Below are 22,576 nucleotides of genomic sequence, written 5' to 3' on the forward strand. Positions count from 1 at the left end.
TTTGAAAACGCTCCTCCTTTTTTCAATCAGCTTATTTGTACATTCGCCTTATGGCTTCTTCTTCCCTTCCTTTTTTTACGCGTACATTAATTGATTGGTATGAACCAGAACGCCGGCCCTTGGCTTGGAAACATATTACGGATCCTTATCTGATTTGGTTGTCGGAAATTATTCTTCAGCAGACACGAGCAGAGCAAGGTGCGCCATATTTTCAAAAATTTAGTGAGCGTTACCCAACGGTAAGTGATTTGGCACAGGCAGCCGAAGATGAAGTGATGAAAATGTGGGAAGGCCTGGGGTATTATTCTCGCGCTCGCAATTTGCACACTGCCGCAAAGTTTATTCATACGGAGTATAGTGGTGTTTTTCCTGATGATTACGAACGTATTCGTGCCCTCAAAGGAGTAGGGCCTTACACGGCCGCAGCTATTGCTTCTTTTGCATTTCAACTGCCCTATGCGGTGGTCGATGGGAATGTATATCGTCTCTTATCGCGTTTTTTTGATGATGCTACGCCAATTGATACCAGCCAAGGAATAAAACACTTTGCAGGGCTGGCCCAACAGTTGCTTCCCAAGGATAGTGCAGCTATCTATAATCAGGCAATGATGGACATGGGAGCGACAATATGTACTGCGAAAAACACACTTTGTGAAGCTTGCCCATTAAATAGTGAATGTCAGGGATTGGCCAATGGAACGATTACAGAACGACCCGTAAAGGTGAAAAAACTCAAGCGTAGCACGCGTTATTTCAATTACCTGGTGATTCAGCATCCTGATTTTAGGATGATTCAAAAAAGGACAGCAAAGGATATCTGGCGTAATCTTTATCAATTCCCGCTGGTGGAAACCAATGCCTCCCTTGATACGCTCCCCCAGTTGTTTGAAGAGGAGAGCTGGCCAGATTGGTTGTCAGCCGAAAATTTAGAGCTGATTCGCAAGCTTGGGCCGCGTAAGCAAGAGCTTACGCATCAACGTATTATTGCCAATTTTTGGGAATTTAAGTATATCGGAAACCGTCCAGATAAGCTCCCGGAAGGAATTAATCTTATCAAGCCGGAAAATTGCAGTAAATTTGCCTTCCCGAAAGTCATCAGTTGGTACTTCGATGATAATTCGCTATATTTATTTTAATAACAATATCTTATCTAGTCTATGGTTAATCGGGTTATCCTTATCGGAAATTTGGGGCGTGATCCAGAAGTTCGTCGCCTCGAAAATGGTGCTGTCGTTGCTAAGTTTTCAGTTGCTACCAACGAAAATTATCGCGACAAAACTGGCGAATGGCAAACCCAAACAGAATGGCATGATGTAGTCGTTTGGCGCAATCTGGCTGAAAGAGCCGAAACCCAGCTTTCAAAAGGGTCACAGGTTTATTTAGAAGGTAAGCTCACTCATCGTACCTGGCAGGATAAGGACGGTAATAATCGCAAAACAACGGAAGTGGTTGCGAGCTATTTCAGAGCTTTGAACCGTAGAGAAGGAGGAGATAGCAATAACGGTTATTTCCCATCTACTGATGATGAAGCGCCTAGTAGCACAACAAATGTAGCTCCAGCTAAAGAGAGTGCTCCGGCTCAGACTACACCACCTGCACCGGAAATGGACGCAGATGATGACCTACCTTTCTAATACAGCAGCGTCTGATTTTTTAGATTAACGTTAATCTATTGGAACCCGAACCGGACAGTATCATTCACCTTCTAGGAATGTTAGACTTTTTGCTGTGGATTAGTCCACAATGGCAGATAAGTTTAAGTATTGTAGGCTTGCTCGTAATGCTTGTCTGCTCCGCATTGGTTTCCGGATCGGAAATCGCTTATTTTTCCTTGTCACCCAATGACCTGGAACGCCTGGAACAGGAGGAGCAGAGTAATAGTCGCCGTGTACTTTGGTTGCTCACGCAGCCCGAAAAATTACTGGCTACGATTCTTATCAGTAACAATTTTATCAATATTGCGATAGTGCTATTGGCTGAAATTGTAATTCGGCAAATCATCCCGGAGGAAAGTACTTTGATCTGGGCGGCGAGCCTTCAAGAGAGCTTTGCCTTTTTGCAGAGTTACCAAGCAGAGAGCATTGGTACCGTTGTTTATTTTAGTATTACTGTTATTGGAATTACCGCTATGCTGGTACTTTTTGGAGAAGTAACCCCTAAAGTATACGCCACGCTCAATAGTATTCGCTTGGCCCGTATTATGTCGTTTGCACTCAGCCTTTTAATGCAGGTTTTTGCCGGACTGAGTAACCTTTTGGTCAATTGGTCACACTGGATGGAAAAGCGCCTGGCTAGCAAACAATCCAGTGTAGGGCTTACCAGTAAACAGGAAATTGACGAAGCTATAGAACTAACCGTTTCCCAGGAAGAAGATAGTGAGCAGGATTTGGATATCCTTAAGCGAATCATCAAATTCCCCGAAGTTAGTGTTCGTCAGGTAATGCAAGCCAGGGTAGATGTCATTGGGCTGAACGATTCTGCTGATTATGCTGAAGTGCTGGCTACGATTAAGGATGCAGGATATTCTCGTTTCCCTGTTTATGAAAAAGATGCTGATAATGTAATCGGTATCCTTTACGTAAAAGATCTTTTGATGCACCGCTATGAAGCAGCCGAATTCAACTGGCAGGACCTCATTCGTACCAATGTGCTATTCATTCCTGAATCGAAAAAAATCAATGACCTGTTGAATGACTTTCAACGAGAACGCTTACACATGGCTGTTGTCGTTGATGAATATGGCGGTACATCGGGCATTGTTACTTTGGAGGATGTTCTTGAAGAAATTATCGGAGAGATTCAGGACGAATTTGATGACGAACCAGATGTCGTTTATCAAAAAATTGATGACCTGAATTACGTTTTTGAAGGCAAGACCCTCCTCAATGATGTATGTAGAATCATTGGCATTGATACAGATTCTTTTGATACTATAAAAGGGGAGTCGGAGTCATTAGGAGGCTTGTTTTTGGAACGCCTCGGTAGGATGCCTAAAAAAGACAGGGAAATGCTGTTGGAAGGTTTCCGTTTTAAAGTTTTGGAAATAAGCCAAAGACGAATAGAAAGGATTTTGATCACCTTGCTCCGTACCGGAGAAGATTAAGCCCCCAAGGCCATGCAAGTCATCGTATTTAGTAAGAAATTAAAGCAGAAAGATGTTCCTTATATCCAGGAACTCTTCGATGTACTTGCTGACTTTCAAATCAATACTTACGTGTATGCCCCATATTTGGAGGTGTTGAAAGGGGTAATAACGTTTAAACGTGACGTAGGTGTTTTTGAAGGGTATGTCGATTTTTCGGTAAAACACTTCGACTACTGTATTACTTTAGGCGGTGATGGTACCATCCTTGAGGCTATCACCCAAGTCAGAGACAGTAAAACGCCATTGCTGGGGATTAACCTTGGGCGACTTGGTTTTTTGGCAACAATTGAAAAAAAGCTTATCCGAGATGCGATCACGAAGCTCCAGCGTGGAATGTATCGGATTGAAGAAAGGCGGACTTTATACCTAGAGTCGAATTTGCCTCTTTTTGACGATATGCCTTATGCGCTAAATGATTTTACTATCCTTAAGCGGGATACTTCCAGTATGATCATTATTCATACTTATATCAATGGTGCCTATCTGAATTCTTATTGGGCTGATGGTATTATTGTGGCTACGCCTACAGGGTCTACAGGCTATAACCTTAGCTGTGGAGGTCCTATCATTTTTCCTGGTTCTGGTAACTTTATTATTACGCCTGTGGCACCGCATAACCTCAATGTGCGTCCAATTGTGATGAGCGACGATGCGGTTATCTCTTTTGAAATTGAGGGGCGTGCGGAAAACTTCCTCTGTACACTTGATTCCCGCTTTGAGACCATTACGGCTGCTCATCAGTTGGCTGTTCGTAAAAATGGCTTCGGTGTAAGGTTGGTCAATTTGCAGGATATTGATTTCCTTGATACCCTCAGGGGCAAGCTCAATTGGGGGCAAGATACGCGTAATGATTAAGCGTGTTGGGTGATCCACTAGTAACTTATTGGTTTAGCACTAGGGTTTTATCTAAAGACTATGGAACGAGGCGTGTCAAAGGAAGTACCATTAGAATATGCTGTATACACTAGATCTTCCTTAAAGCCAATGATGTCGGCTTTTCCGTCGCCGTTGAAATCGCCCATCAATACGGGGTATTTTTCGGGTGACCAGCCTTGAGCATAATTGAATTCACTGAAATTCATTTGTTGAGATTCGAACGAACCATTTCGCATAAAGGAAACGTAAACTTTACTCTCCGTAAATCCTACCAGGTCTGCTGAACCATCACCATTTACATCGGCAGCCATTCTGCGGTGCCTTAGTAGGTTCCACCAATTTGGATTGGTAAAGAAGGAAAGGTCATGTTTTTGAATTGCACTAAATCTTTTTCCATTGGCAGTCGACGTATAGACCTCTCCACCACAACCAATAATATCTGCTCGGTTGTCATTGTTGATGTCAGCCATTAAGCGGGTATGTACGCTCTTGTTCCAGCCGCCAGCACCTATAGCAAAGTTCTCGATGAGCATACGAGGTTCTGAAAATTTACTCCCGTCAGAGTACGATACAAAGACACCGCCACCACCAAAGCCTACTAAGTCGGCTTTTCCATCACCGTTTACATCGGCGGTAGTACGGACGTGGTCCATTTCATTCCAGCCGTTGGCTTCCGTGAAATAATGGTTGATCCAGATCGTGTGCTGCCCCAATGTTTGACCTTGCGATAGCGCAACAAATACGCCTGCGCCGCCAAAGCCCACGATGTCATCTTTCCCGTCACCGTTTACATCGGCAACCATACGAGGATGCTTACTCGCTTCCCAGGCACCGGCTCCAATAGCAAGATTATTCAATAAAAGTTGAGGGACGGAGAAATTAAAGCCATCTGAAAAGGAGACATAAACGCCTGCTTCTCCAAAACCGATAATATCGTCCTTGCCGTCACCATTTATATCTCCGGTAGTGCGGACATGGCGGGTCATACTCCAACCATTTTTGTTGGTGAAATAAAAATTATTACTCTGAGCTATAACCGGCGAGTAGCATCCACTCATTAAGATTAGAAAAACTAAGAAGCACAAGGCGTTTTTTAAAGTGGGAAATAATGTTCTGTTGTTCATTATGGAATGATTGGTAAGCATAATTTAGGGTTTGTGTAGTGAGTAATCTATTGTGTAAGAGGACTTAGTGTCCTGATAATTGACTTCACAAAGGTGGCCCCTAATGGTGATTGTTATAAGGTAGGAATTGCCTAATTCATAGATTTGGGTAGAAAGGAGGAGAGGAATAGGTAGAAATGCTTGTTTGGGCTAAGCTGAGTTGGTAGATCGGCGATATATAGTGCTGGTCTTTGCGTACTTTGCTTTTAGATGCTACATTTACTAGGCAAAAAAATAACCCGACCGATGAAAAAGATCAACCTCGAGCAAAAACTATCCTTATTCAAGGAACAATGGACGCCAAAAGTCATTGCTGAACTAAATGGGCAGCAAGTGAAATTGGCGAAAATTCAAGGCGATTTCGTCTGGCATAACCACGCGCAGGAAGACGAGATGTTTTACATCATCAAAGGAGAGTTGTATATCGATTTTCCTGAGCATACAGTGGAATTGGGGCCTGGTGATATGGTTGTTGTACCCGCAGGTGTCGAGCATCGCCCGCGCACTAAGGACGGTCAGGAGGTACACCTAATGCTAGTAGAACCCCACAGTACCAAGCATACAGGGGAGGTAGAGCATGAGCTTACGAAGCACAGCTATGATTGGATATAATCAAAGAAGACCATTATGAATGCGCAATTTCAAATAAGCGGAAAAGCCTTTACAGCAGACCTTGCCCAGCCTTTGGATATTAGTATCCCTTTACGTTTTGATGGGCGTGGGCCAAATTGTTTTTACGCGCCACTAGCGGAGAGTTTTCCCGTAAAAGCAGGCGATTTTGTAGGGTCTACCGCCGAGGGGGGCTTGGTGAACTTTAAGAATGTGCGCCTCAATCCCCACGGCAACGGAACGCACACCGAATGCGTAGGCCACATCAGTAAGGAGCCCTATTATCTGAGTAACTGCCTGGAGAAATACCACCATTCCGCTCGTTTGATAAGCATCTATCCATGTAAACTGGAAGATGGCGACCGCGTAATTGAGCGAGATCAATTGGCAGAAGTACTGCGCCCAGGAGAGACCGCCGCAGTAGTCATCCGGACCTTGCCCAATGATGACCAAAAGTTGGAACGTAATTATTCCGGGACCAATCCTCCGTATTTGGCAGCAGATGCGGCCCAATTATTGGTGGATTATGGTGTAGAACACCTCTTATTAGACCTCCCTTCTGTGGATCGAGAGGAGGATGGTGGTGCGCTCTCTGCGCACAAGGCCTTTTGGCAATATCCCTATGCTACCCGCTTGGGGGCGACCATTACTGAGTTGATTTTTGTAGAGGATGCTATAAAAGACGGACTGTACTTGCTTCAGCACCAAATCACGAGCATGCAGCTTGATGCCAGCCCGAGTAAAACCGTTTTGTATCGGGCAAAAAGCGCATAAATTATGCAAAAGCAAAGTATTAAACAACAAATAGATCTACCTGCCACCATTGCAAAAAGCTGGCGTTTATTGACGGAGTCTGTTTACACAAAACAGTACATGTTTAACTGTGAAGTGAAATCGACTTGGGCAATGGGTAGCTCTGTAATCTGGCAGGGGAATTACCAAGGGTATGAGGCTTACCAGAAAGGAAATGTATTGGCTATTGAGCCGGGGCGTTCTTTAAAATACTCTACGTTTGATCCGAATTTTGGTTTGGAGGACGTGCCTGAAAATTACATTCACGTAAGTTACCACCTGAAAGAAAAGGAAGGCTTTACCGAACTAACTATTATTAATGAGACCTTTGATGGTAATAAGGAACGTTTGGCACATATTCGCCAAGGCTGGGAAATGGTCATGGCGGAAATGAAGAAAATAATGGAAGCGGAAAAAAGCTAAGAATCATGAAGAAAATTTACCGAGATAATGGCGCTGTTGGCGCCTTGTTAGATGAATACGAACGGGCTGTAAAAGAACTACAAGCCCTGATTGCGACCGTTTCTAATGATCAACTCGTATACCTTGCCGATCCGCACACGGATGATCCAGATTGTCGTTCTATTCAATCCATACTGGCTCACGTAGTTCGTGCTGGGTACGGTTACGCTATTGCCATCAGGAGACATGAGGGAGAAGCACTAGAATATATGGAACGCCAAACGCATGATACGATTGCTCCTTATCAGGAAGAGCTACAGCGGATGTTTGCTTACAATGAACAGCTTTTTGCCGATTATCCCAATTTGCAATTGGAGGAAAAAGACCCGGATAAAAAAATCAAAGTAAGTTGGGGCCAGCGTTATAATGTAGAGCAACTCTTTGAGCATGCGATTGTTCACATCTTACGCCATCGTCGTCAGATAGAGCGCTTTTTGTTGAGGATGAATTAGGTTTCTTTTATGGAAAAAATATTGTTTGTTGTCACCCTTGGACTAGCTGCCTTTTCATTGAGTAACACCGCGGCGCTGTTGTCAAATGCTAATTCTGAGTCTGCTCTTGTTACTTACCAGCAGCATATTCTTCCCATTTTTGAGGTTCATTGTCTTTCCTGTCATGGTGAAAGGGTAAGTAAGAAGCGCCAGCTCTATACTTATGGCTCCGTTAAAGAAAAGATCGATGATATATTGTTTCGAGTACAGTTGGACCCTAGTAACCGGAAGTTTATGCCCTACAAAATGCGTCAAGCGCCATTGACGAGCGCGCAGATTTCAGTGCTACAGGCTTGGAAGGATGGGGGGATGGTGGAGTAGGGGAGGTTTGTTTTGTGAGTAGCAGACTACCGCGAGATGAATAATTGGTTCAAATTATAAAGTGTTGTCATGAACAAGAAACCTTCTGAAAATAGTGTCTTGGTGTTCGTGGTTTTTGTGTTAATTATGATTAACTCAGGAGGACAACAGCTTAAAGAACCATGTGCAAGGGTTATTAAAGGCTTTTATACATGGAATGTATTTATTCCTATTTACTTCACACTATTGATTTTTAGTGTTCGTGGTCTTCTAAAAATTAGGAATCTAAAAACGCAAATATTCACCGCTATACTTTTCAGTGTAGTTCCTTTGTACAGCTTATTAGCAGCGGCCTATCGTCTAATTGAGAGTTTCTTTGATTTCGCCCACTAGTAACCTTACCTTCGTAAAAGAATAAAAAAAGTCCGTCTCACCATGCAGTATCGAACATTAGGAAAAACCGGTTTTAATATTTCTGAGCTTTCTCTGGGCACCTGGCAGGTTGGGGGCAAGTGGGGGAGTGGTTTTGATGATAAAAACGCGGATGAAATCCTCAATGCGGCCATCGATGCTGGCGTCAATTTTATTGATACCGCTGATGTTTATGAAAACGGCATGAGCGAAACAGCGGTCGGCAGAGTAGTGCGCCAACGTTCCGAGCGCATCTACGTTGCTACCAAATGTGGACGGCAAATCAACCCACATACCAATGAGGGCTACCAACCTGAAGTGTTGGTGAAGTTTGTAGAAGACAGCTTGCACCGGACAGGATTGGAATGTTTGGATTTGATTCAACTGCATTGCCCGCCCACAGAGGTGTATTACCGCCCGGAAATATTCGAAACGTTTGACCGACTTAAGGAACAAGGCAAAATATTACACCTGGGCGTAAGCGTAGAAAAGGTAGAACAAGGCCTCAAAGCAATCGAGTTTCCAAACGTAAGTACAGTACAGATTATCTTCAATCTTTTCCGGCAGCGTCCAGCCGAACTATTTTTCCAGGAAGCAAAAAAACGAGACGTAGGCATCATTGTACGCGTACCTTTGGCGAGTGGTTTACTCACTGGTCTTTATCACGAAAATACCACGTTTGAGAAAGATGATCACCGTCACTTTAACCGCGATGGTGCTGGTTTTGATAAAGGAGAGACTTTTTCTGGCGTTGATTATGACTTAGGGTTGGCTGCTGTTTCAAAACTGAAAGCCTTGTTTCCTGAAGAGGAGAACCTGGCACCTATCGCTTTACAGTGGATACTAACTCACCCCGAGGTAAGCTGCGTTATTCCGGGGGCCTCTAAATTGGCGCACTTGGCCTCCAATTTCTCTGTTTACGACCGCCCTGCCCTGAGTTCTGCACAGGTGAGTGCGATGAATGCAATTTATGAGGAATACATCCAACCAGAAGTACATCACCTTTGGTGATGCTGCATCGCTTTTTCTACCACAATACCAAAGCTTACGGCCACATTGAGACAATCGGTATGTCCAAAACTGGGGATATAGACGGTGGCGTCTAAGGACTGGATGACTTCCGCTGGCAGGCCGTCTTTTTCGCTGCCAAAAAGGATAAGGTCCTCGGCCTGCCAGCTAAAATCATTCAAATGTTGGGCCTGCTCATTGACGAGGGTGCCTACTTTTCTGCCCGTATAGTTTTGCAAAAAATCAATAGCGTCTTCCAGTATAATGATCTCAATGTGATTGACAGCTCCTGCGGTCCACACCCTGGCCATGTGCTCCATGTTGGCTCGCCCTTTCTTGTTGTCTGGCGGGGTAAGCAAACTATTTTGATCGTAAATGTAAATGCGCTTGAACCCGAAGAACTCCGCAGAGCGAATCATCGAAGACATATTGGGCCGGTATTCGGGAGCGTAAAGCAGAAGATCCATGAATGGAGTGTTGACGAGCGGCAAAGGTAGTAGATTTTTCATCTAGCTATTTGGAGACGTATGATTTTTGTGTTTGTAGGTAATGGATGTTGTCGCTAGCAATAAGTTTGTTGCTGAAAGAGTGGTGTGTGTATGCATGAATGTATTTATACGATTGAGGTATATTTCGAATAAAATCAACAATACGCGTACTTATACCTTGCCTTACTAGATTTTCAAATAGTAATCAAGTGCGGAAGGCAAGGCCTGGAGCACGCCGGATCCCGATTCATCGGGAGAGGAGGCCCAAAAGGATGGGCGGACCGAAGGGACAGACAGCCTGGTGCCCAGGAACGCAGGCAGGGCCCCAAATTTACACCATCGGATAAAGAACCACAATGACCACCAGTGCTGTTAAAGAAAGTAACACGGTCATCATCGACCAACTCCGTAGCGTCGTTGCTTCGTCCATGTGGAGGTATTCTTTTACCAGCCAGAATCCACTGTCATTGACGTGAGAGAGGGTGCTTGCTCCGGCGGCAATGCTCAGTACCAATAGTGCTAATTGAGGTGGGCTCAAGCCCAGTGTCGGGAGGGCAGGTGCAAGTAAGCCCGCAGCCGTAATCATAGCGACAGTTGCCGACCCTTGAAGAATGCGGATAAGTGCTGCCAGGATAAAAGCCAATAATGGCGGAAGCAGCTGGAACTGGAGGAAGACCTCGGCAAGAGAGGCTCCCGCGCCACTGGTGACCAACATTTGTTTGTAAACTCCGCCAGCACCGGTGATCAGGATGATCGCACCCGCAGGGGCTAATGCCTTGGTGGCCAGACTTTGTAATGCTTTGCTGTCTAGACCCCGCTTGGTTCCCAGATAGTAAAGTGCCAATAGACACGACAACAATAGCGCCACGTAGGGATGACCTAGAAATATGATGCCATCTGTGAGGACCGTGGAGGCCAAGACATCTGCCTTGGTCAGCATTGTCGTGAGGGTGTTGCCCAGAATCAAAATGATTGGTAATAGAATCAGCGTAAGTATAAGTTTGATGGGAGGTAGCTGTGCATCTTCCAGCTCTGGGCCGCCAAGAGGAGGGGCGGCAATAAAAAACTTATCTCCTACTCGCTTTCCCCACCATAGTCCGGCTACGGTAACTGTGGGGATGCCTACTGCAAAGCCTAGCATAATGACCCAGCCCAGTTCGGCTTGCAAAATATCTGCGACGGCGATTGGGCCGGGCGTAGGAGGTATAAAAGCGTGGGTAGTGGCCAAGCCAGCCAATAAAGGAATGCCGAAGTGGAGTAACGAACGCCCGGTGCGCCGACCCAAGGCGTAAACCAGTGGTACTAGAAGAACAAAAGCGACATCGAAAAAAACGGGGATAGCGACCAGAAAACCGGTAAGGACAAACGCCAAGGAGGCCCGTTTTTCGCCCAGGCGTGAAAGTAGAAACCGGGCCAGTGCTTGACTGCCCCCCGAATGTTCCAAGACTGCTCCCAGGATGGCTCCCAGGCCCACAATGGTGGCAACAAAACCCAATGTGCCGCCCATGCCAGTAGTGATGTTGGTGATGATTTCGGTAGTAGGAATACCTGCCGAAAGACCAAAGCCAATACTGGCGATCAGTAAAGCCAAAAAGGCGTTGAGCCGAAATTGTAGTACTAAAAGAAGAAGAAGCGCAATGCTGAAGAAAATAGCTATGAATAACTGGGCGGTCATATAAGGAGTAGTCTAATCAAAAAGAATGGAAATTACGAAAATTAAAGGCACTAAGCTGGACTTTCTGCAAAAGTCCGTAGAGTGATAACCTTCGGTGATCGTCCTTTCAGTCCTCAGAGTTCGGCTCGCTTCGCGCGCCTATGGTACAGGGTACAGGGATCAGAAGACGCAGAAGGATGAATTCCCAACAAGGGCGTAGAAAAGCGAAAGTTAGAAATTAAACGGTAGCTATCCTCCTTCAGTTTCAAATCCCTATACCTTTAATCCTTCTACGACTTTCGGCGAATGCCGAAAGTCAAGCTAAGAATTATGCAAAAAAATGAGTTGAGCCATTTTTTGTGCTGTTTCTAAGTACTTGCCAGGACATCATCAACGATTTGATCGATGCTTTGATCAATGGAGACGATGAGTGCATTTTGGGGTTCCTCCAGTACTGCGAATTGAGAAGCAAGTAGGGCAGGCGGCATAAAATGCCCGGTGCGGGCTTGCATTCGGGCTGCGATCAGCTCGGGACTACCCTTGAGGTAAACGACTAAGGGAGGGGGGGAGAGGTCTTGTTCGAGGGTGTTGCGGTAGCTGGCTTTGAGTGCTGAACAGGCCAAAATAGCACCTTCTCCATTTTGACTTTGCTTTTTGAGCAATGTGGACAGGGCCTCTAGCCAGGGCTGGCGATCGTCGTCATTGAGAGGGTGACCAGCGGCCATTTTTGCGACGTTGGCTTCGGGGTGGAAATCATCAGCATCGAAAAAAGGGAGGTGAGCACGTGTACTTAGAGCTTGGCCAATGGTACTTTTCCCACTGCCGGAAACGCCCATGATAAGATAGATGGAAGGCATGATTGAACGGTTTATTCCCTTGATGAAGAGGAAAGATCGGGAGAATTTTTAAGAACCACTATTTTTGTCCAACTATAAAGCCCTTTGGCGGTTTTACCAATGATTATTTACTCCTACCTCCGAAGCAACAAAGCCCGTGAAGACATTTCTCCTTTTTGACATAGATGGAACCCTTCTTTTTTCTAATTCTGTTGACAGCCAGTGTTTTGCTGAAAGCTACCAGGAGGTCTTTGGCGAATCTTTTCCCAGTATCGACTGGCGGCAATATCCGCATGTGACCGATCATGTTATTTTTAGGACTGTCTTTACCCGCCATTTTCAGCGGGCAGCTACGGATGAGGAACGGCAGCTTTTTGAAGATCATTACGTCAACCGCTTACAATTAGAGCGTGAAAAACAACCGGAAGCTTTTCAGGAAGTACCAGGTGCAAGTGATTGCTGGCGGCAGTTGGAACAAGATGACCGCTTTGTTCTAGGTATTGCTACAGGAGGTTGGCGGGCCCCAGCGCAGGTGAAATTACAGCATGTAGGGATTCATCCAGCGCCTCCTTATGCTGCTTATGCGGATGGAATGGAGCAACGCGACCATATATTGCAGGCGGCAATTGATCTGGCGCGTGCTGCCCATGAGATCAGCCATGTGGTTTATATTGGAGATGCCATATGGGATGTTACAACGACGAAGCAAATGAACTTACCACTGATTGGCCTGCGTCGGCAGGGCGATGAGGAGGTATTGCGTCGAGAGGGGGTAAAAGTAGTATTGAGTAATTACCAAGACTTAACTGCTTTTCACCAAGCGGTGGATACTGTTTTGCTAGAACACCAATAAGGCTACCAGTAATAAAGGAAGCCGAAAACAAATTATGTTTTCAGCTTCCCTGTATTGTGTGATCACGCCTTAAACGCTTCTACATATTATTGGCGAAAGCCACATATTATTGCTTAATCACCTTGCCCGTCCATTGTTTTTGCCCGCTTTGCAACTGCAAATAGTAGGTGCCGGCAGGGTAACTGTCAAGCTGTAATTGCTCATCCAACTGGGTGGTAGCTGGATAGTCTTGCTGCTGTAACAACTGGCCATTGGTATTAAACACTTTGAGTGTTAAGGCTAAAGAAGATTCCTCTGTACGGAGTTGTAAATTATACATTCCTTTGCTTACGGTAGGGAATACCTCTATTTGTGTAAACTCATCGGCAAGTTCCTCAACGGCTACATTTAGGAGCAGATTTTCCTGGTAGCCCCAGCCTGCGACCTCGGTAAATTCATTATAGGTAGCTCCTGTAAGAACATCTAAATCACCGTCGTTATCTAGATCACCCAGCATAGGCCAGAGGAACAAAGATGATTGCGGTTCTAATCCAAATGGATCGATGGCCACATCTGCAAAAGAAGGAGAGGTAGCGGTTCCTATGTTTTCATAATATTGATGAGAAACACTATAATCATAGTCGTCATAATATGGAGAACCCGCGAGGATATCCACATCGCCGTCGTTGTCGATATCGCCGAATTCTAGGAAGATGACGTCTTCAAAAGAAGTCGGTAGCCCAAAAATATCCCGTTGTACTGCACCAAAAGCAGGAGCGGTAGCAGTACCCGTATTTTCTTGAAACATGATGCCGTTTTCTTCAATATACTCACTGTAGTCGTAAAAAGCACTGAATAAATCGAGGTCCCCGTCACNATCAATGTCTGCCAATTTAGGGGTGAAAGCAGTAGAACCATCGCTGTCTATCCCGAAAGGATTGATCTGTGGTTCTCCAAAAACTGGATTTTGGGCATCCCCTGTATTTTGGAAATAGAAAATGTCGCCATCAGCATTCTCTCCATAGATATAGGAGCCGATTAGAAGATCTAGGTCGCCATCACCATCCAGATCTGCAAGAACTGGGTTGAGCATATTACCGTCTTCAATACTTGGGAGTATTATCCCAAATGCGTCAAATACAGGCTTCGTGAAATTGGCCAAGGTACCATCATTAGTACTTTGGTTTTCACGAAATTCCAGAATTTGGTTATCCTCATACTCGCCATCATTCTCATAGCGTATACTGATAATGTCCAGATCGCCATCGCCATCAATATCGGCCAAGGTTTCAAAGCGAATGTCATTGTGGGTCATCAACCCGAACGGATTCTCTTCTAATGGTGCGAAATTCACTTGAGCTTGTGCCGGTGTAGCCCCTAAGCCCAGCAAAAGAATAGCGCCACCGAGGGCTTTACGCAAGTTGCTCATTTTTTCCAATCGTAACATTTGCTGAAACAATTGCCGTAGACGGTCGCGCAAGAATGATTGCTTTGCGGAAGTAAAATTAGCAAAGCTGCCATCTTTGACCCATTGTTTTACCCGGCTGCTCAGGTAGCGCCACTGCCGGCGGGTCGTTGAAATTTGTTGTTTTCTTTGGTACATGTGAGTAAAGTTTTAGTAATAAAAAATGTTATAGAGGGTTTAGTTTTTTTTCTGTTTCTTTTCCCCAATAAGTAGCAAAGGGTGTTGCCAAGCCTCGCTTGTGATCGTCCTGTAAGGTGCTCATTATATTCGGGCGTAACATGCCGGGGAGGACCTTGATGTCGTAAATTTCTTCTACGGATTCTTGGTAGGCCAATTGGCCAACGAGCTTCCCGCTGGGTAGGTGAACAACAAGTATTCCTGCCGGGGATTGTTTGAATTTATCGTCGATTTTAGCAAAGGTTTTCGAGCTGGCTCTAATTTTACTTACTCCAATAAAGAGGTAATCGCCATGGCGATCCATACCTCTAAGGAAGCCGGGGTGTTGAAAGACCGTTGTTTTTTGTCCGCTTGCCGGATTAATCTTTAAAAGCGTACCTGCTGCTGAAAGGAGTACGAAAATCCCCTCGGGGTATAAACGAGGGGAGTGCGGCATGGCTAAGCCAGATGCAATGACTTTTCCGGAAGGTACTTCCATCACAACTCCGCTGGTTGTAACTGTTGGTCGCCAGCTTTTGGGGGTGTCGCCTTGATTAAAAGCAGTAGCGTAGGCTGGCTGTCCGTCTTTCATAGCCATGCCGTTGAGGTGGCAACGGTCCTCCGCTGCTAGTTTGCTAATAAAAGGAGGCTGCCAGATCGGTGTAAAGTTGTAGTTAGCGTCAATTTTACATAGACAAGAGAAAAAGGTATTGACGGCGAAAAGCCCTCCTTTGCCAAATTCCAGGTCGTGAATATCTAGCGCTCCTGTATAAAAATTAGCGCGGGGCATAAACATATTGTCGTAAACGGCGGGCTTCGCAGGGTAGTGATGTGCTAATGCTGGTGAATTGCGTAAGACAATTACCTCGTCCTTTGTTGCAATGGCCATGCGGTCCTCATGAAGGGCTATGCCCATCGCCTTGCCAAAAGAACGGGGTAGTTGCACAATGCTTTGTTCATTCTTCGGGCTTAGTAAGACCACTTTGCCAGCCTGGTAAGTGCTAAGGGCTAAGCTGATGCCCAGCTGATGCAAGGTAGCGGCGAATCCAGGAGTGTACTGGCAACTAAAGGGAGGTAAAGCCAAGGTTAGTGATTTTTAGAGTTGATTGTTCAAGAAAGACAAGAGTAACCATTTCAATAAAGTAATGATAAGGTAAGATAATTAAAGAGGAGCCTGTTTACAGCTTTTTAAAAACCTTTTAACAGGATATGCTTGGAACCTTAATGCCATGGTAAAGCCTTATCTTTACTTTTTATGCTGTTGTTTAGCAGCCTAAAGGAGTTACTTAGTTTTTTTTAAAAAAATATTCATTGGGAATAGGGGGGAGTAAAGTGTACCCACATCCTAACATTGACAAAGGGAAAGAATTATGAAAAATACCCGGGCCGAGGAGTTGATGGCAGCTTATCTCAGTGGCAATATTGCTGCTGCTGAGCAGGAGGAGTTGTTGGCATGGGTAGCTGATTCTTCTGAAGGTCAAAAGTTCTTTGATAATGCGGTTACACTGTGGGATTTGACATCTCAAATGGCTTATCCTGATTTTTCAGCGCAAAAAAGCAATGCCTGGGAAAAAGTAGATGCAAGGTTAACCGATGCACCCGTTACACAGGCGAAAGGCTCAGGCAAAGGAATTATCGTTTCCTTCAACTACCGTCGATGGATGGCAGCGGCAGCGATAGCTTTGTTGCTCGTTGCTGGCTGGTGGACGTTGCAACCTTCTGGTAATACGGCGGTCATTGCCAGTACCTTGAATGACGAACAGTCGGAACTGGCTTTGCCAGACGGTACTTCGGTATGGCTCAATGAAAACACTTATCTAACCTACGAAGAAGTAAACGGCGAGCGCCGGGTGCAACTGGAAGGAGAAGCGTTCTTTGATGTAGCGACAGACAGCTTGCAGCCTTTTCGGATTTATGCAGGAGAGGCCATTACTACTGTTTTGGGCACCTCCTTCAATATTCGAGCATACCCAGAGGAAGAGTCGGTAGAGGTAAGTGTCAAGGAAGGAAAAGTTGCTTTGGAAACCCAAACGAAAGCTCCGAAGGCTGAAGAAGTAGCACAAAAAGTAGAGTTACTACCCGGTGNTAAAGGGGTGTTTGTTAAAGAAACTGCTGCGATTGCCACAAAAGAGGAAGAAGCCAAAAATAGTACTGCCTGGAAGGATGGGAAACTAGATTTTGAAGATGTGCCACTCTCCGAAGCGATCAAAGTAATGGAGCGCTACTACGAAGTAGAGATTGAGTTGGCTACAGAAGGCTTAGGAAAGTGCTTGTTGAATGGCAAGTACGAGAACATAGCCTTAAATGACCTGTTGGAGGCTGTTGAGTTTTCGATGGAGTTGCAATTGGATGAAAATAAAGGCATCTACCGCTTTGCGGGAGAAGCTTGTCAATAGAACCAAGACCCCATGTTGTACAAACACCTGCTAAAAATCGGATGCCTGCTTGTTCTGCCGTGCTTCGCATGGGCGCAACAAGGTAATGTTCAGGTTAGTTACCACTATCAGGAAACTACTTTAGGGGATGCACTAGTGGATCTGGAGCAGCGTTTTGATCTCAATTTCACCTACAGCCCGAGTCGGTTGCCGATGGATTACCACCTCAATGCTTCCGCAAATAAAATGCCAGTGCAGGATGCAATGGATCATCTATTTGCTACTAGCCCGATCAGGCACGCCTTTATTGGTGACCAAATTGTGCTGAGATCTGACCCTGGAAGACTTGGGCAAATTGAAACCAAAGCGATACAGCCCCGTCAAAAAACACCTTTGTATCAGGAACCACGGCCAACGCCACCGGCAATAACGGCAATTCCGACACAAGAACCCAAACAAATTTCTGGCGGCGACCAATGGCTAAGCGATAAGCTGGAAGAAGAAGACTTGGAAAGAATTGCCATCGCTATGGAAAACCATAAGCGGGAAATGGCCATGGAAGAATATGATGCCACCCACCGCCTGGCGCAGATTTCATTATTGCCTTATTTCGGCACCAATACGCACCGTAGTAATGAGGTGACTAACAACGTTTCGATTAACGTTTTTTGGGGAACCAGTAAAGCTGTAGATGGTTTTGAGATTGGCGGATTTGCCAATTCCGTTGTAGAAGACATGCGGGGGTTCCAGATGGCAGGCGGCGTTAACCAAGTTGGAAGAAATGTTATTGGTACCCAACTGGCCGGCTTGGTCAATCATACAGGAGGAACAGTGGAGGGTGCGCAAGTAGCAGGCGTTGGAAACATCGTGCTGGATAGTATGACAGGCGCACAGGTTGCTGGATTATTCAATATTTCCAAGCACCATTTGGATGGTAAACAGACTGCTGGCGCTTTTAACTGGGCCAAAGGTGATGTGGAACGCCAGGTAAGTAGCTTTTACAATCGCGCCCGATACGTAGAAAAACGGCAGGTAGGTTTGCTGAATGTTTGTGATACGACTGGCAAAGCCCCTTTGGGACTACTGAGTTTTGTTAAGTACGGTTACAATAGAGTAGAGGTTGGAGCTACAGAAAATATGTATGTCAACCTAGGGGCTAAATTTGGGGTGCGCAAGCTTTACAATATTGTTCACCTAGGCTTACGCTGGGATGTTGTGGAGCAGCAAACTGTTGACAACCTCACCTCCGAAGCAGTGTACACCACTTGGTCTGTAGGTTACGGTTTGGGTGTGGCTCCCCGACTAGGAAAGAAAGTTTTGTTGAACATAGAGGCAGTAGCCATGCATGTTAATGAGATGGACTCCTGGACAAGTAAACTTAACCTACTGGGGCAATTTAGAACAACTTTAGACTATCAATTGAATGGGCGAATGAGCTTTTATGCCGGGCCTGTACTCAATGTGATGTGGTCTCAATTATATGATGCGTCTACCGATACTTACGGTTCACGTATTCCGGTTAATCCGCTGTGGAATGAGCAGCAGGGAGAAACGAATTTTCAAGGTTGGATAGGCTTTTCAGCTGGTATTCGCCTGTAGTATTATCAAGCTTAAATCAAGGATTTAATTACAACTGGTAGCGTACCAGACGCTTAGTGTAGCACACTAAGTACTGGCAGTGCCATGTCCAAACAATAAATTAATTAAGAGACAACACTTAAGTCTTAAATACACTCGACGAATGAAAAATTTAATGCAAAAACAACTTCTTTTTTTGGCGGTGTTACTCACTGCAACAATTGGCTTACAAGCCCAACATGAAACCCTTTTTAATCAGGCCAGAGTCGTTGGAGCCTTTGGTGGCCCAATTACGGAATATGGATTGAGCAACAATCTGAGCACTTCGGTAGGTGGCGGTGGTGCCCTCGTGATCAACAGCTTCTTCATTGGCGGTTACGGCCTGGCCAGTGTAGATTTTGATCAACTTTACGAAGATGGGGAGGTAGATGTACTGGATATTGGTCATGGCGGCTTTTGGTTAGGGGGGACTTACCAACCACATCGCCTGGTACACATGTACGGTAGCGCACGCCTTGGTTGGGGAGCTATTAATATTGATCTGAATGGCAATACCCCTTACCGTGAGTTGGACAAGATTTTTGTGGCAACCCCAGAAATAGGCATGGAATTAAATATTACCCGCTGGTTTAGGTTGGCCGGAACAGTAGGCTATCGCTATGTGACTGGCGTTAACGAAGACCGCGGGCTGAAAGGCGAAGACTTTTCCGGTGCTGTTGCAGGAGTAACCCTGCGTTTCGGCTGGTTTGGTCGCAGAAGAAGCAATAATTGGTAACCTTAATTTATTGGTTCAACAGTTAGGTGATAAGGAAGAAACTTTGTGTTTCCCTTCCACACTTGGCAGGTAGCGTTCGCTGCGCTCACGTTTGTGCTCGTTCCTCGCGAAAGCTCGCGGTTAGCGCGGCTACCGCCGACGCAGTCGGCACCCCCATGAGCGCAGCGAACACTATCGTGATTCCGATTTATAGGAAGAGCACCAACCGTGAGTTCCGACAAATCGGAACGAACACCCCGCGACCCCAAGCAATCGGGAGAGTACCCCAATACTTAACCCTAAAAATCAAAAATGATGAATAATCTTAAATTTATTTTCGCGCTGGTATGTACCGGCAGCTTATTCCTAAGTGGATGTTTTGTAGATATCAATGATGATGACGGCCTTTTTGGCTGCATGGATGCGGATGGCCCGATAAGTACTATTGATCTTAATTTACCGGATTTTTCCGGAATCTCGTTGGCGATGGACGCCAGGGTTGAAATCACTCAAGGGCCAGAACAATCGGTAACGGTTGAAGGGAAGTCAGATATTTTTGACGAACTGGATCTGGATATAAGCAACAGTGGTATTTGGACGATTAGAACCGAAGATTGTGTCCGTGACGTGGATAACCTCATTTTCTACATTACTGTTCCTGATTTAAATGAGATCAAAATCAGCGGTTCTGGTAAGATTATAAGCACCAATACCTTCGTAGTAGGTGATATAGAGCTTCGTATTTCTGGCTCTGGTGAAATAAATATGGCACTGGAGGCCGATGATATAGAGGTTGATATTTCCGGTTCCGGAGAAGTATACCTGGAAGGTTTAGCTGATGAACTGGACCTAGATGTTACGGGTAGTGGTGATTTAGAGGCTTTCGATATTGCGGTGCGCGAAGGAAACATAAAAATCTCAGGCAGTGGTGATGCTGAAGTCCGGGTTGAAGACCGCCTGGATGTGCGGATTACGGGCAGCGGCGATGTCTACTACAAGGGGCAGCCCCTGCTGGATGTGTCGATCACCGGTAGCGGTGAAGTCATTGATGCAAATTAACCAGTTAAGTAACGGTCGAATAATTAATTCCCGACTTTCGGTTTTAGTGAAGATATAAACGATCCCGTACTAAAAGTCGGGATGAGTTTATTCAAGCTAAAAACCGAAACTGAAAGAGGGAACTTAATTTTTGACCAATACTAAAATGCGTAGTAATTCAGTAACGTATACGTGCCCTTTCTGCCTCGGTAGAAAGGGCTTTTTTATTTGCTTTTTTGGTCGAAAAAAAGGGAGTTGACGAACCTTAGGTATACTAGATTACGTTAAAGGAATTATTGATTCATTTACCCTTGAACAACTATTTTAAAATATGCGTAATTCTTTGTTTTTCCTGAATATGCTGCTGCTGGTCTTCCTAACGAGTTGTGTTTCACAACAAAAGTATACTGACCTCGAAATTGCCAAAAACCGCCTTTCCCAGCGGCTTAATGAAACGGAAGCGGAGTTGGATAGCTACCGCAATCAATCAGCTAAATTGCAATCTCAACTCACTGCGGAGCAGGAACAAAGACAACAAGTTGCGACGGATTTGGAGCGTTCTCGCCAACGGTATGCAGAGCTAGATGCAACTAATCGCGATCTACTTGCACGTTATGATCGCATCCTCGAACAGAACCGTACCACATTGGCTGCGGCGGGTGATGAAAATGCAAGTCTCAATGCACGCCTCAATGAGAAAGAACAAGAGCTGAACCAACGCCAAAAAGAGCTGCAAGGCCTCCAGCAGCAATTGAGTGACGAAGAGGAAAATCAACAACGCCTCCAGCAGGAACTCGTAGCCAGGGAGGCAAGAGTAGCCGAGTTGGAGAAAGCAATTGCTGACAAAGAAGCCCGCTTGCGGACAATTCGCGACAGGGTCAATCAGGCTTTGCTAGGGTTCTCAGAAGCAGACCTTACTGTACGGGAAAAGAATGGTAAAGTATACGTTTCCTTAAGCCAAAACCTGCTCTTTGCCTCCGGTAGTAAGACCATTAATAACCAGGGAAAACAAGCTATTGCACAACTAGCAACAGTACTCAAAGCCAATAAGGACATCAACATTACGGTAGAAGGCCATACTGACACCGATGGAGAGGCCGCTTTCAACTGGGACCTCAGCGTAGGCCGTGCAACCACCGTGGTGAAGGAACTGGCGATTAATGGCGTCGCTGCCGAGCGTATCATCGCAGCAGGCAGGGGAGAGTTTTATCCTATAGCAACCAACGATACGGCCGCAGGTAAGGCCCAAAACCGACGTACCGAAATTATTCTGACTCCTAAACTGGAAGGATTGTATGAGTTGATAGGGGAGTAGTAGACATGAGATATGGCGTTTTTACCACCTAGTTACATCGTTTTTTACTTGTGTGGGTAGGTGGTAAAAACGCCCTGTGTTTTACCAATGGTATGCCGCAAAAGCCGTAACGCCAGACTGTTGATTACCATTGAAAAAGGAGTTGAACTGAGCAGCGAAACCAACTTTCCAGTTGTAGTTGATAGGGTATTGGAATTGTAGATGAATGGGTATGCCAAAACTTCCTTTTCGCTCAATGGTGTGGTATTTTACATCGAATTGATCAAAGTCGAGATTAAATACGTAGCCAGAGTTGTATTCCTGTCGATAATAGATATGAGCTATACCCGTACCCAACTGTAGGTCCGCTAGACTTTGTTCTCCGATCATTCGCCAAAAGACCATGGCTTCCGACCAAAATGCGCGGTAAGATCTAGTGCGGGTATCCGGTAAGGTGTTGGTAGGTAAACGGTAATATTGGTAAATGGTATCCTGTACTTTGTTGCCAGCGTAATTGATCCGGGCACTCAATTCCCAACGTGGGTGAATGGTGCGGCTATAGCCTAAATTGAACCCCAGTCCACGGCTGTTCTTGATCTCGCTACGAATACTAGTGCTGCGGCTATTACTACTGTAAGTTTCGTAATGGTCCGTTGTTAACAGGTGTAAATGCGATTGGGCAATGCCAAAGATGACGCGCTGGTCGGTCGTTTTTTGTGCCAATAATAAAACAGGGAGCAGAAAAAAGAGGGAGAGCATTGTCGTTTTCATCTCAGAGAATTTTGTTGTAGGTGTTTGAAAAAGATTCAACTCCTTAAAATTCGGCAAGAAAATGATCTACAGCAAGCT

General features: G+C 45.3%; 23 protein-coding genes. 16 read left to right on the forward strand and 7 right to left on the reverse strand.

Going from position 1 to position 22,576, the window contains the following annotated elements:
* The first annotated feature begins 50 nt into the window (after positions 1-50).
* The 4 genes from mutY (at position 51) to A3EU_RS0105250 (ending at position 4,000) form a co-directional block, all read left to right on the forward strand.
* Complete coding sequence (mutY, locus tag A3EU_RS0105235; protein WP_020535077.1) at positions 51-1,136, forward strand: A/G-specific adenine glycosylase; 1,086 nt, start codon at positions 51-53, stop codon at positions 1,134-1,136.
* A 21-nt stretch (positions 1,137-1,157) separates the two neighbouring features.
* Positions 1,158-1,634 (forward strand): single-stranded DNA-binding protein, encoded by a 477-nt coding sequence (locus A3EU_RS0105240; protein WP_020535078.1) that lies wholly within the window; start codon positions 1,158-1,160, stop codon positions 1,632-1,634.
* Between the two features lie 77 nt (positions 1,635-1,711).
* Positions 1,712-3,103: a gliding motility-associated protein GldE gene (gene gldE, locus A3EU_RS0105245; protein WP_020535079.1), complete on the forward strand. Its 1,392-nt coding sequence runs from the start codon at positions 1,712-1,714 to the stop codon at positions 3,101-3,103.
* Between the two features lie 12 nt (positions 3,104-3,115).
* Entirely contained in the window at positions 3,116-4,000 is an 885-nt protein-coding gene (locus tag A3EU_RS0105250) for an NAD kinase (protein WP_020535080.1), read from the forward strand.
* Positions 4,001-4,047: 47 nt separating this feature from the next.
* On the opposite strand, the gene A3EU_RS29485 is transcribed toward A3EU_RS0105250, so the two are convergent.
* Entirely contained in the window at positions 4,048-5,007 is a 960-nt protein-coding gene (locus A3EU_RS29485; RefSeq protein WP_169433322.1) for an FG-GAP repeat domain-containing protein, read from the reverse strand.
* Positions 5,008-5,430: 423 nt separating this feature from the next.
* On the opposite strand from A3EU_RS29485, the gene A3EU_RS0105260 reads away from it, so the two are divergent.
* The 6 genes from A3EU_RS0105260 to A3EU_RS0105290 all read left to right on the forward strand — a co-directional run bounded on the left by A3EU_RS0105260 (position 5,431) and on the right by A3EU_RS0105290 (position 9,260).
* On the forward strand, positions 5,431-5,796 hold the full coding sequence (locus A3EU_RS0105260) for a cupin domain-containing protein (protein WP_020535082.1): 366 nt from the start codon (positions 5,431-5,433) through the stop codon (positions 5,794-5,796).
* 15 nt (positions 5,797-5,811) lie between these two features.
* Complete coding sequence (locus A3EU_RS0105265) at positions 5,812-6,567, forward strand: cyclase family protein (protein ID WP_020535083.1); 756 nt, start codon at positions 5,812-5,814, stop codon at positions 6,565-6,567.
* A 3-nt stretch (positions 6,568-6,570) separates the two neighbouring features.
* Positions 6,571-7,008 (forward strand): SRPBCC domain-containing protein, encoded by a 438-nt coding sequence (locus A3EU_RS0105270; protein WP_020535084.1) that lies wholly within the window; start codon positions 6,571-6,573, stop codon positions 7,006-7,008.
* Between the two features lie 5 nt (positions 7,009-7,013).
* Entirely contained in the window at positions 7,014-7,499 is a 486-nt protein-coding gene (locus A3EU_RS0105275) for a DinB family protein (RefSeq protein WP_020535085.1), read from the forward strand.
* Between the two features lie 9 nt (positions 7,500-7,508).
* Positions 7,509-7,859 (forward strand): hypothetical protein, encoded by a 351-nt coding sequence (locus tag A3EU_RS0105280; RefSeq protein ID WP_020535086.1) that lies wholly within the window; start codon positions 7,509-7,511, stop codon positions 7,857-7,859.
* Between the two features lie 414 nt (positions 7,860-8,273).
* The gene (locus A3EU_RS0105290; RefSeq protein ID WP_020535088.1) at positions 8,274-9,260 is read left to right on the forward strand and encodes an aldo/keto reductase; all 987 of its coding nucleotides are present in this window, start codon (positions 8,274-8,276) and stop codon (positions 9,258-9,260) included.
* Here the strand turns inward: A3EU_RS0105290 and A3EU_RS0105295 are convergent.
* The 3 genes from A3EU_RS0105295 to A3EU_RS0105305 all read right to left on the reverse strand — a co-directional run bounded on the left by A3EU_RS0105295 (position 9,248) and on the right by A3EU_RS0105305 (position 12,256).
* Positions 9,248-9,766: a TrmH family RNA methyltransferase gene (locus tag A3EU_RS0105295; protein WP_020535089.1), complete on the reverse strand. Its 519-nt coding sequence runs from the start codon at positions 9,764-9,766 to the stop codon at positions 9,248-9,250. The genes A3EU_RS0105290 and A3EU_RS0105295 overlap by 13 nt on opposite strands.
* 310 nt (positions 9,767-10,076) lie before the next feature.
* Complete coding sequence (locus A3EU_RS0105300; protein ID WP_020535090.1) at positions 10,077-11,420, reverse strand: GntP family permease; 1,344 nt, start codon at positions 11,418-11,420, stop codon at positions 10,077-10,079.
* Positions 11,421-11,767: 347 nt separating this feature from the next.
* Positions 11,768-12,256, reverse strand: coding sequence for a gluconokinase (locus A3EU_RS0105305; protein WP_020535091.1), 489 nt, complete (start codon positions 12,254-12,256; stop codon positions 11,768-11,770).
* Between the two features lie 136 nt (positions 12,257-12,392).
* On the opposite strand from A3EU_RS0105305, the gene A3EU_RS0105310 reads away from it, so the two are divergent.
* Positions 12,393-13,088 carry an HAD family hydrolase gene (locus A3EU_RS0105310; protein WP_020535092.1) on the forward strand — a complete coding sequence of 232 codons (696 nt, stop codon included), beginning with the start codon at positions 12,393-12,395 and terminating at the stop codon, positions 13,086-13,088.
* Between the two features lie 106 nt (positions 13,089-13,194).
* Here the strand turns inward: A3EU_RS0105310 and A3EU_RS0105315 are convergent, their stop codons facing one another.
* Together A3EU_RS0105315 and A3EU_RS0105320 are read right to left on the reverse strand one after the other, a co-directional pair.
* Positions 13,195-14,670, reverse strand: a complete 1,476-nt coding sequence (locus A3EU_RS0105315; RefSeq protein ID WP_020535093.1) for a T9SS type A sorting domain-containing protein — start codon at positions 14,668-14,670, stop codon at positions 13,195-13,197.
* Positions 14,671-14,698: 28 nt separating this feature from the next.
* The gene (locus tag A3EU_RS0105320) at positions 14,699-15,772 is read right to left on the reverse strand and encodes a TIGR03032 family protein (RefSeq protein ID WP_020535094.1); all 1,074 of its coding nucleotides are present in this window, start codon (positions 15,770-15,772) and stop codon (positions 14,699-14,701) included.
* 577 nt (positions 15,773-16,349) lie between these two features.
* Between A3EU_RS0105320 and A3EU_RS32525 the strand changes: the two genes are divergently transcribed.
* From A3EU_RS32525 to A3EU_RS0105345, 5 genes are all read left to right on the forward strand, one after another.
* The gene (locus A3EU_RS32525) at positions 16,350-17,084 is read left to right on the forward strand and encodes a FecR family protein (RefSeq protein ID WP_425412651.1); all 735 of its coding nucleotides are present in this window, start codon (positions 16,350-16,352) and stop codon (positions 17,082-17,084) included.
* A gap of 12 nt (positions 17,085-17,096) precedes the next feature.
* Positions 17,097-18,662, forward strand: a complete 1,566-nt coding sequence (locus A3EU_RS32530; protein ID WP_020535096.1) for a DUF4974 domain-containing protein — start codon at positions 17,097-17,099, stop codon at positions 18,660-18,662.
* A 142-nt stretch (positions 18,663-18,804) separates the two neighbouring features.
* Entirely contained in the window at positions 18,805-19,416 is a 612-nt protein-coding gene (locus A3EU_RS0105335; RefSeq protein ID WP_020535097.1) for a hypothetical protein, read from the forward strand.
* A gap of 291 nt (positions 19,417-19,707) precedes the next feature.
* Positions 19,708-20,454 (forward strand): head GIN domain-containing protein, encoded by a 747-nt coding sequence (locus A3EU_RS0105340; protein WP_083937261.1) that lies wholly within the window; start codon positions 19,708-19,710, stop codon positions 20,452-20,454.
* Between the two features lie 310 nt (positions 20,455-20,764).
* The gene (locus tag A3EU_RS0105345; protein WP_020535099.1) at positions 20,765-21,748 is read left to right on the forward strand and encodes an OmpA family protein; all 984 of its coding nucleotides are present in this window, start codon (positions 20,765-20,767) and stop codon (positions 21,746-21,748) included.
* Between the two features lie 81 nt (positions 21,749-21,829).
* Here A3EU_RS0105345 and A3EU_RS0105350 read toward each other — a convergent pair whose 3' ends face one another.
* Complete coding sequence (locus A3EU_RS0105350) at positions 21,830-22,498, reverse strand: hypothetical protein (protein WP_020535100.1); 669 nt, start codon at positions 22,496-22,498, stop codon at positions 21,830-21,832.
* Between the last annotated feature and the right edge of the window lie 78 nt (positions 22,499-22,576).

The organism is Lewinella cohaerens DSM 23179, assembly GCF_000379805.1.
Classification (GTDB): Bacteria; Bacteroidota; Bacteroidia; order Chitinophagales; family Saprospiraceae; genus Lewinella; species Lewinella cohaerens.

Bases quoted from the DNA above. Each gene is read 5' to 3' on its own strand.
- A3EU_RS0105335 (WP_020535097.1), top strand. From the start codon at position 18,805: ATGAAAAATTTAATGCAAAAACAACTTCTTTTTTTGGCGGTGTTACTC.
- A3EU_RS0105265 (WP_020535083.1), top strand. From the start codon at position 5,812: ATGAATGCGCAATTTCAAATAAGCGGAAAAGCCTTTACAGCAGACCTT.
- A3EU_RS0105340 (WP_083937261.1), top strand. From the start codon at position 19,708: ATGATGAATAATCTTAAATTTATTTTCGCGCTGGTATGTACCGGCAGC.
- A3EU_RS0105305 (WP_020535091.1), bottom strand. From the start codon at position 12,256: ATGCCTTCCATCTATCTTATCATGGGCGTTTCCGGCAGTGGGAAAAGT.
- A3EU_RS0105350 (WP_020535100.1), bottom strand. From the start codon at position 22,498: ATGAAAACGACAATGCTCTCCCTCTTTTTTCTGCTCCCTGTTTTATTA.
- gldE (WP_020535079.1), top strand. From the start codon at position 1,712: ATGTTAGACTTTTTGCTGTGGATTAGTCCACAATGGCAGATAAGTTTA.
- A3EU_RS0105275 (WP_020535085.1), top strand. From the start codon at position 7,014: ATGAAGAAAATTTACCGAGATAATGGCGCTGTTGGCGCCTTGTTAGAT.
- A3EU_RS0105290 (WP_020535088.1), top strand. From the start codon at position 8,274: ATGCAGTATCGAACATTAGGAAAAACCGGTTTTAATATTTCTGAGCTT.
- A3EU_RS0105240 (WP_020535078.1), top strand. From the start codon at position 1,158: ATGGTTAATCGGGTTATCCTTATCGGAAATTTGGGGCGTGATCCAGAA.
- A3EU_RS0105250 (WP_020535080.1), top strand. From the start codon at position 3,116: ATGCAAGTCATCGTATTTAGTAAGAAATTAAAGCAGAAAGATGTTCCT.
- A3EU_RS32530 (WP_020535096.1), top strand. From the start codon at position 17,097: ATGTTGTACAAACACCTGCTAAAAATCGGATGCCTGCTTGTTCTGCCG.
- A3EU_RS0105280 (WP_020535086.1), top strand. From the start codon at position 7,509: ATGGAAAAAATATTGTTTGTTGTCACCCTTGGACTAGCTGCCTTTTCA.
- A3EU_RS0105300 (WP_020535090.1), bottom strand. From the start codon at position 11,420: ATGACCGCCCAGTTATTCATAGCTATTTTCTTCAGCATTGCGCTTCTT.
- A3EU_RS0105295 (WP_020535089.1), bottom strand. From the start codon at position 9,766: ATGAAAAATCTACTACCTTTGCCGCTCGTCAACACTCCATTCATGGAT.
- A3EU_RS0105260 (WP_020535082.1), top strand. From the start codon at position 5,431: ATGAAAAAGATCAACCTCGAGCAAAAACTATCCTTATTCAAGGAACAA.
- A3EU_RS29485 (WP_169433322.1), bottom strand. From the start codon at position 5,007: ATGACCCGCCATGTCCGCACTACCGGAGATATAAATGGTGACGGCAAG.
- mutY (WP_020535077.1), top strand. From the start codon at position 51: ATGGCTTCTTCTTCCCTTCCTTTTTTTACGCGTACATTAATTGATTGG.
- A3EU_RS0105345 (WP_020535099.1), top strand. From the start codon at position 20,765: ATGCGTAATTCTTTGTTTTTCCTGAATATGCTGCTGCTGGTCTTCCTA.
- A3EU_RS0105270 (WP_020535084.1), top strand. From the start codon at position 6,571: ATGCAAAAGCAAAGTATTAAACAACAAATAGATCTACCTGCCACCATT.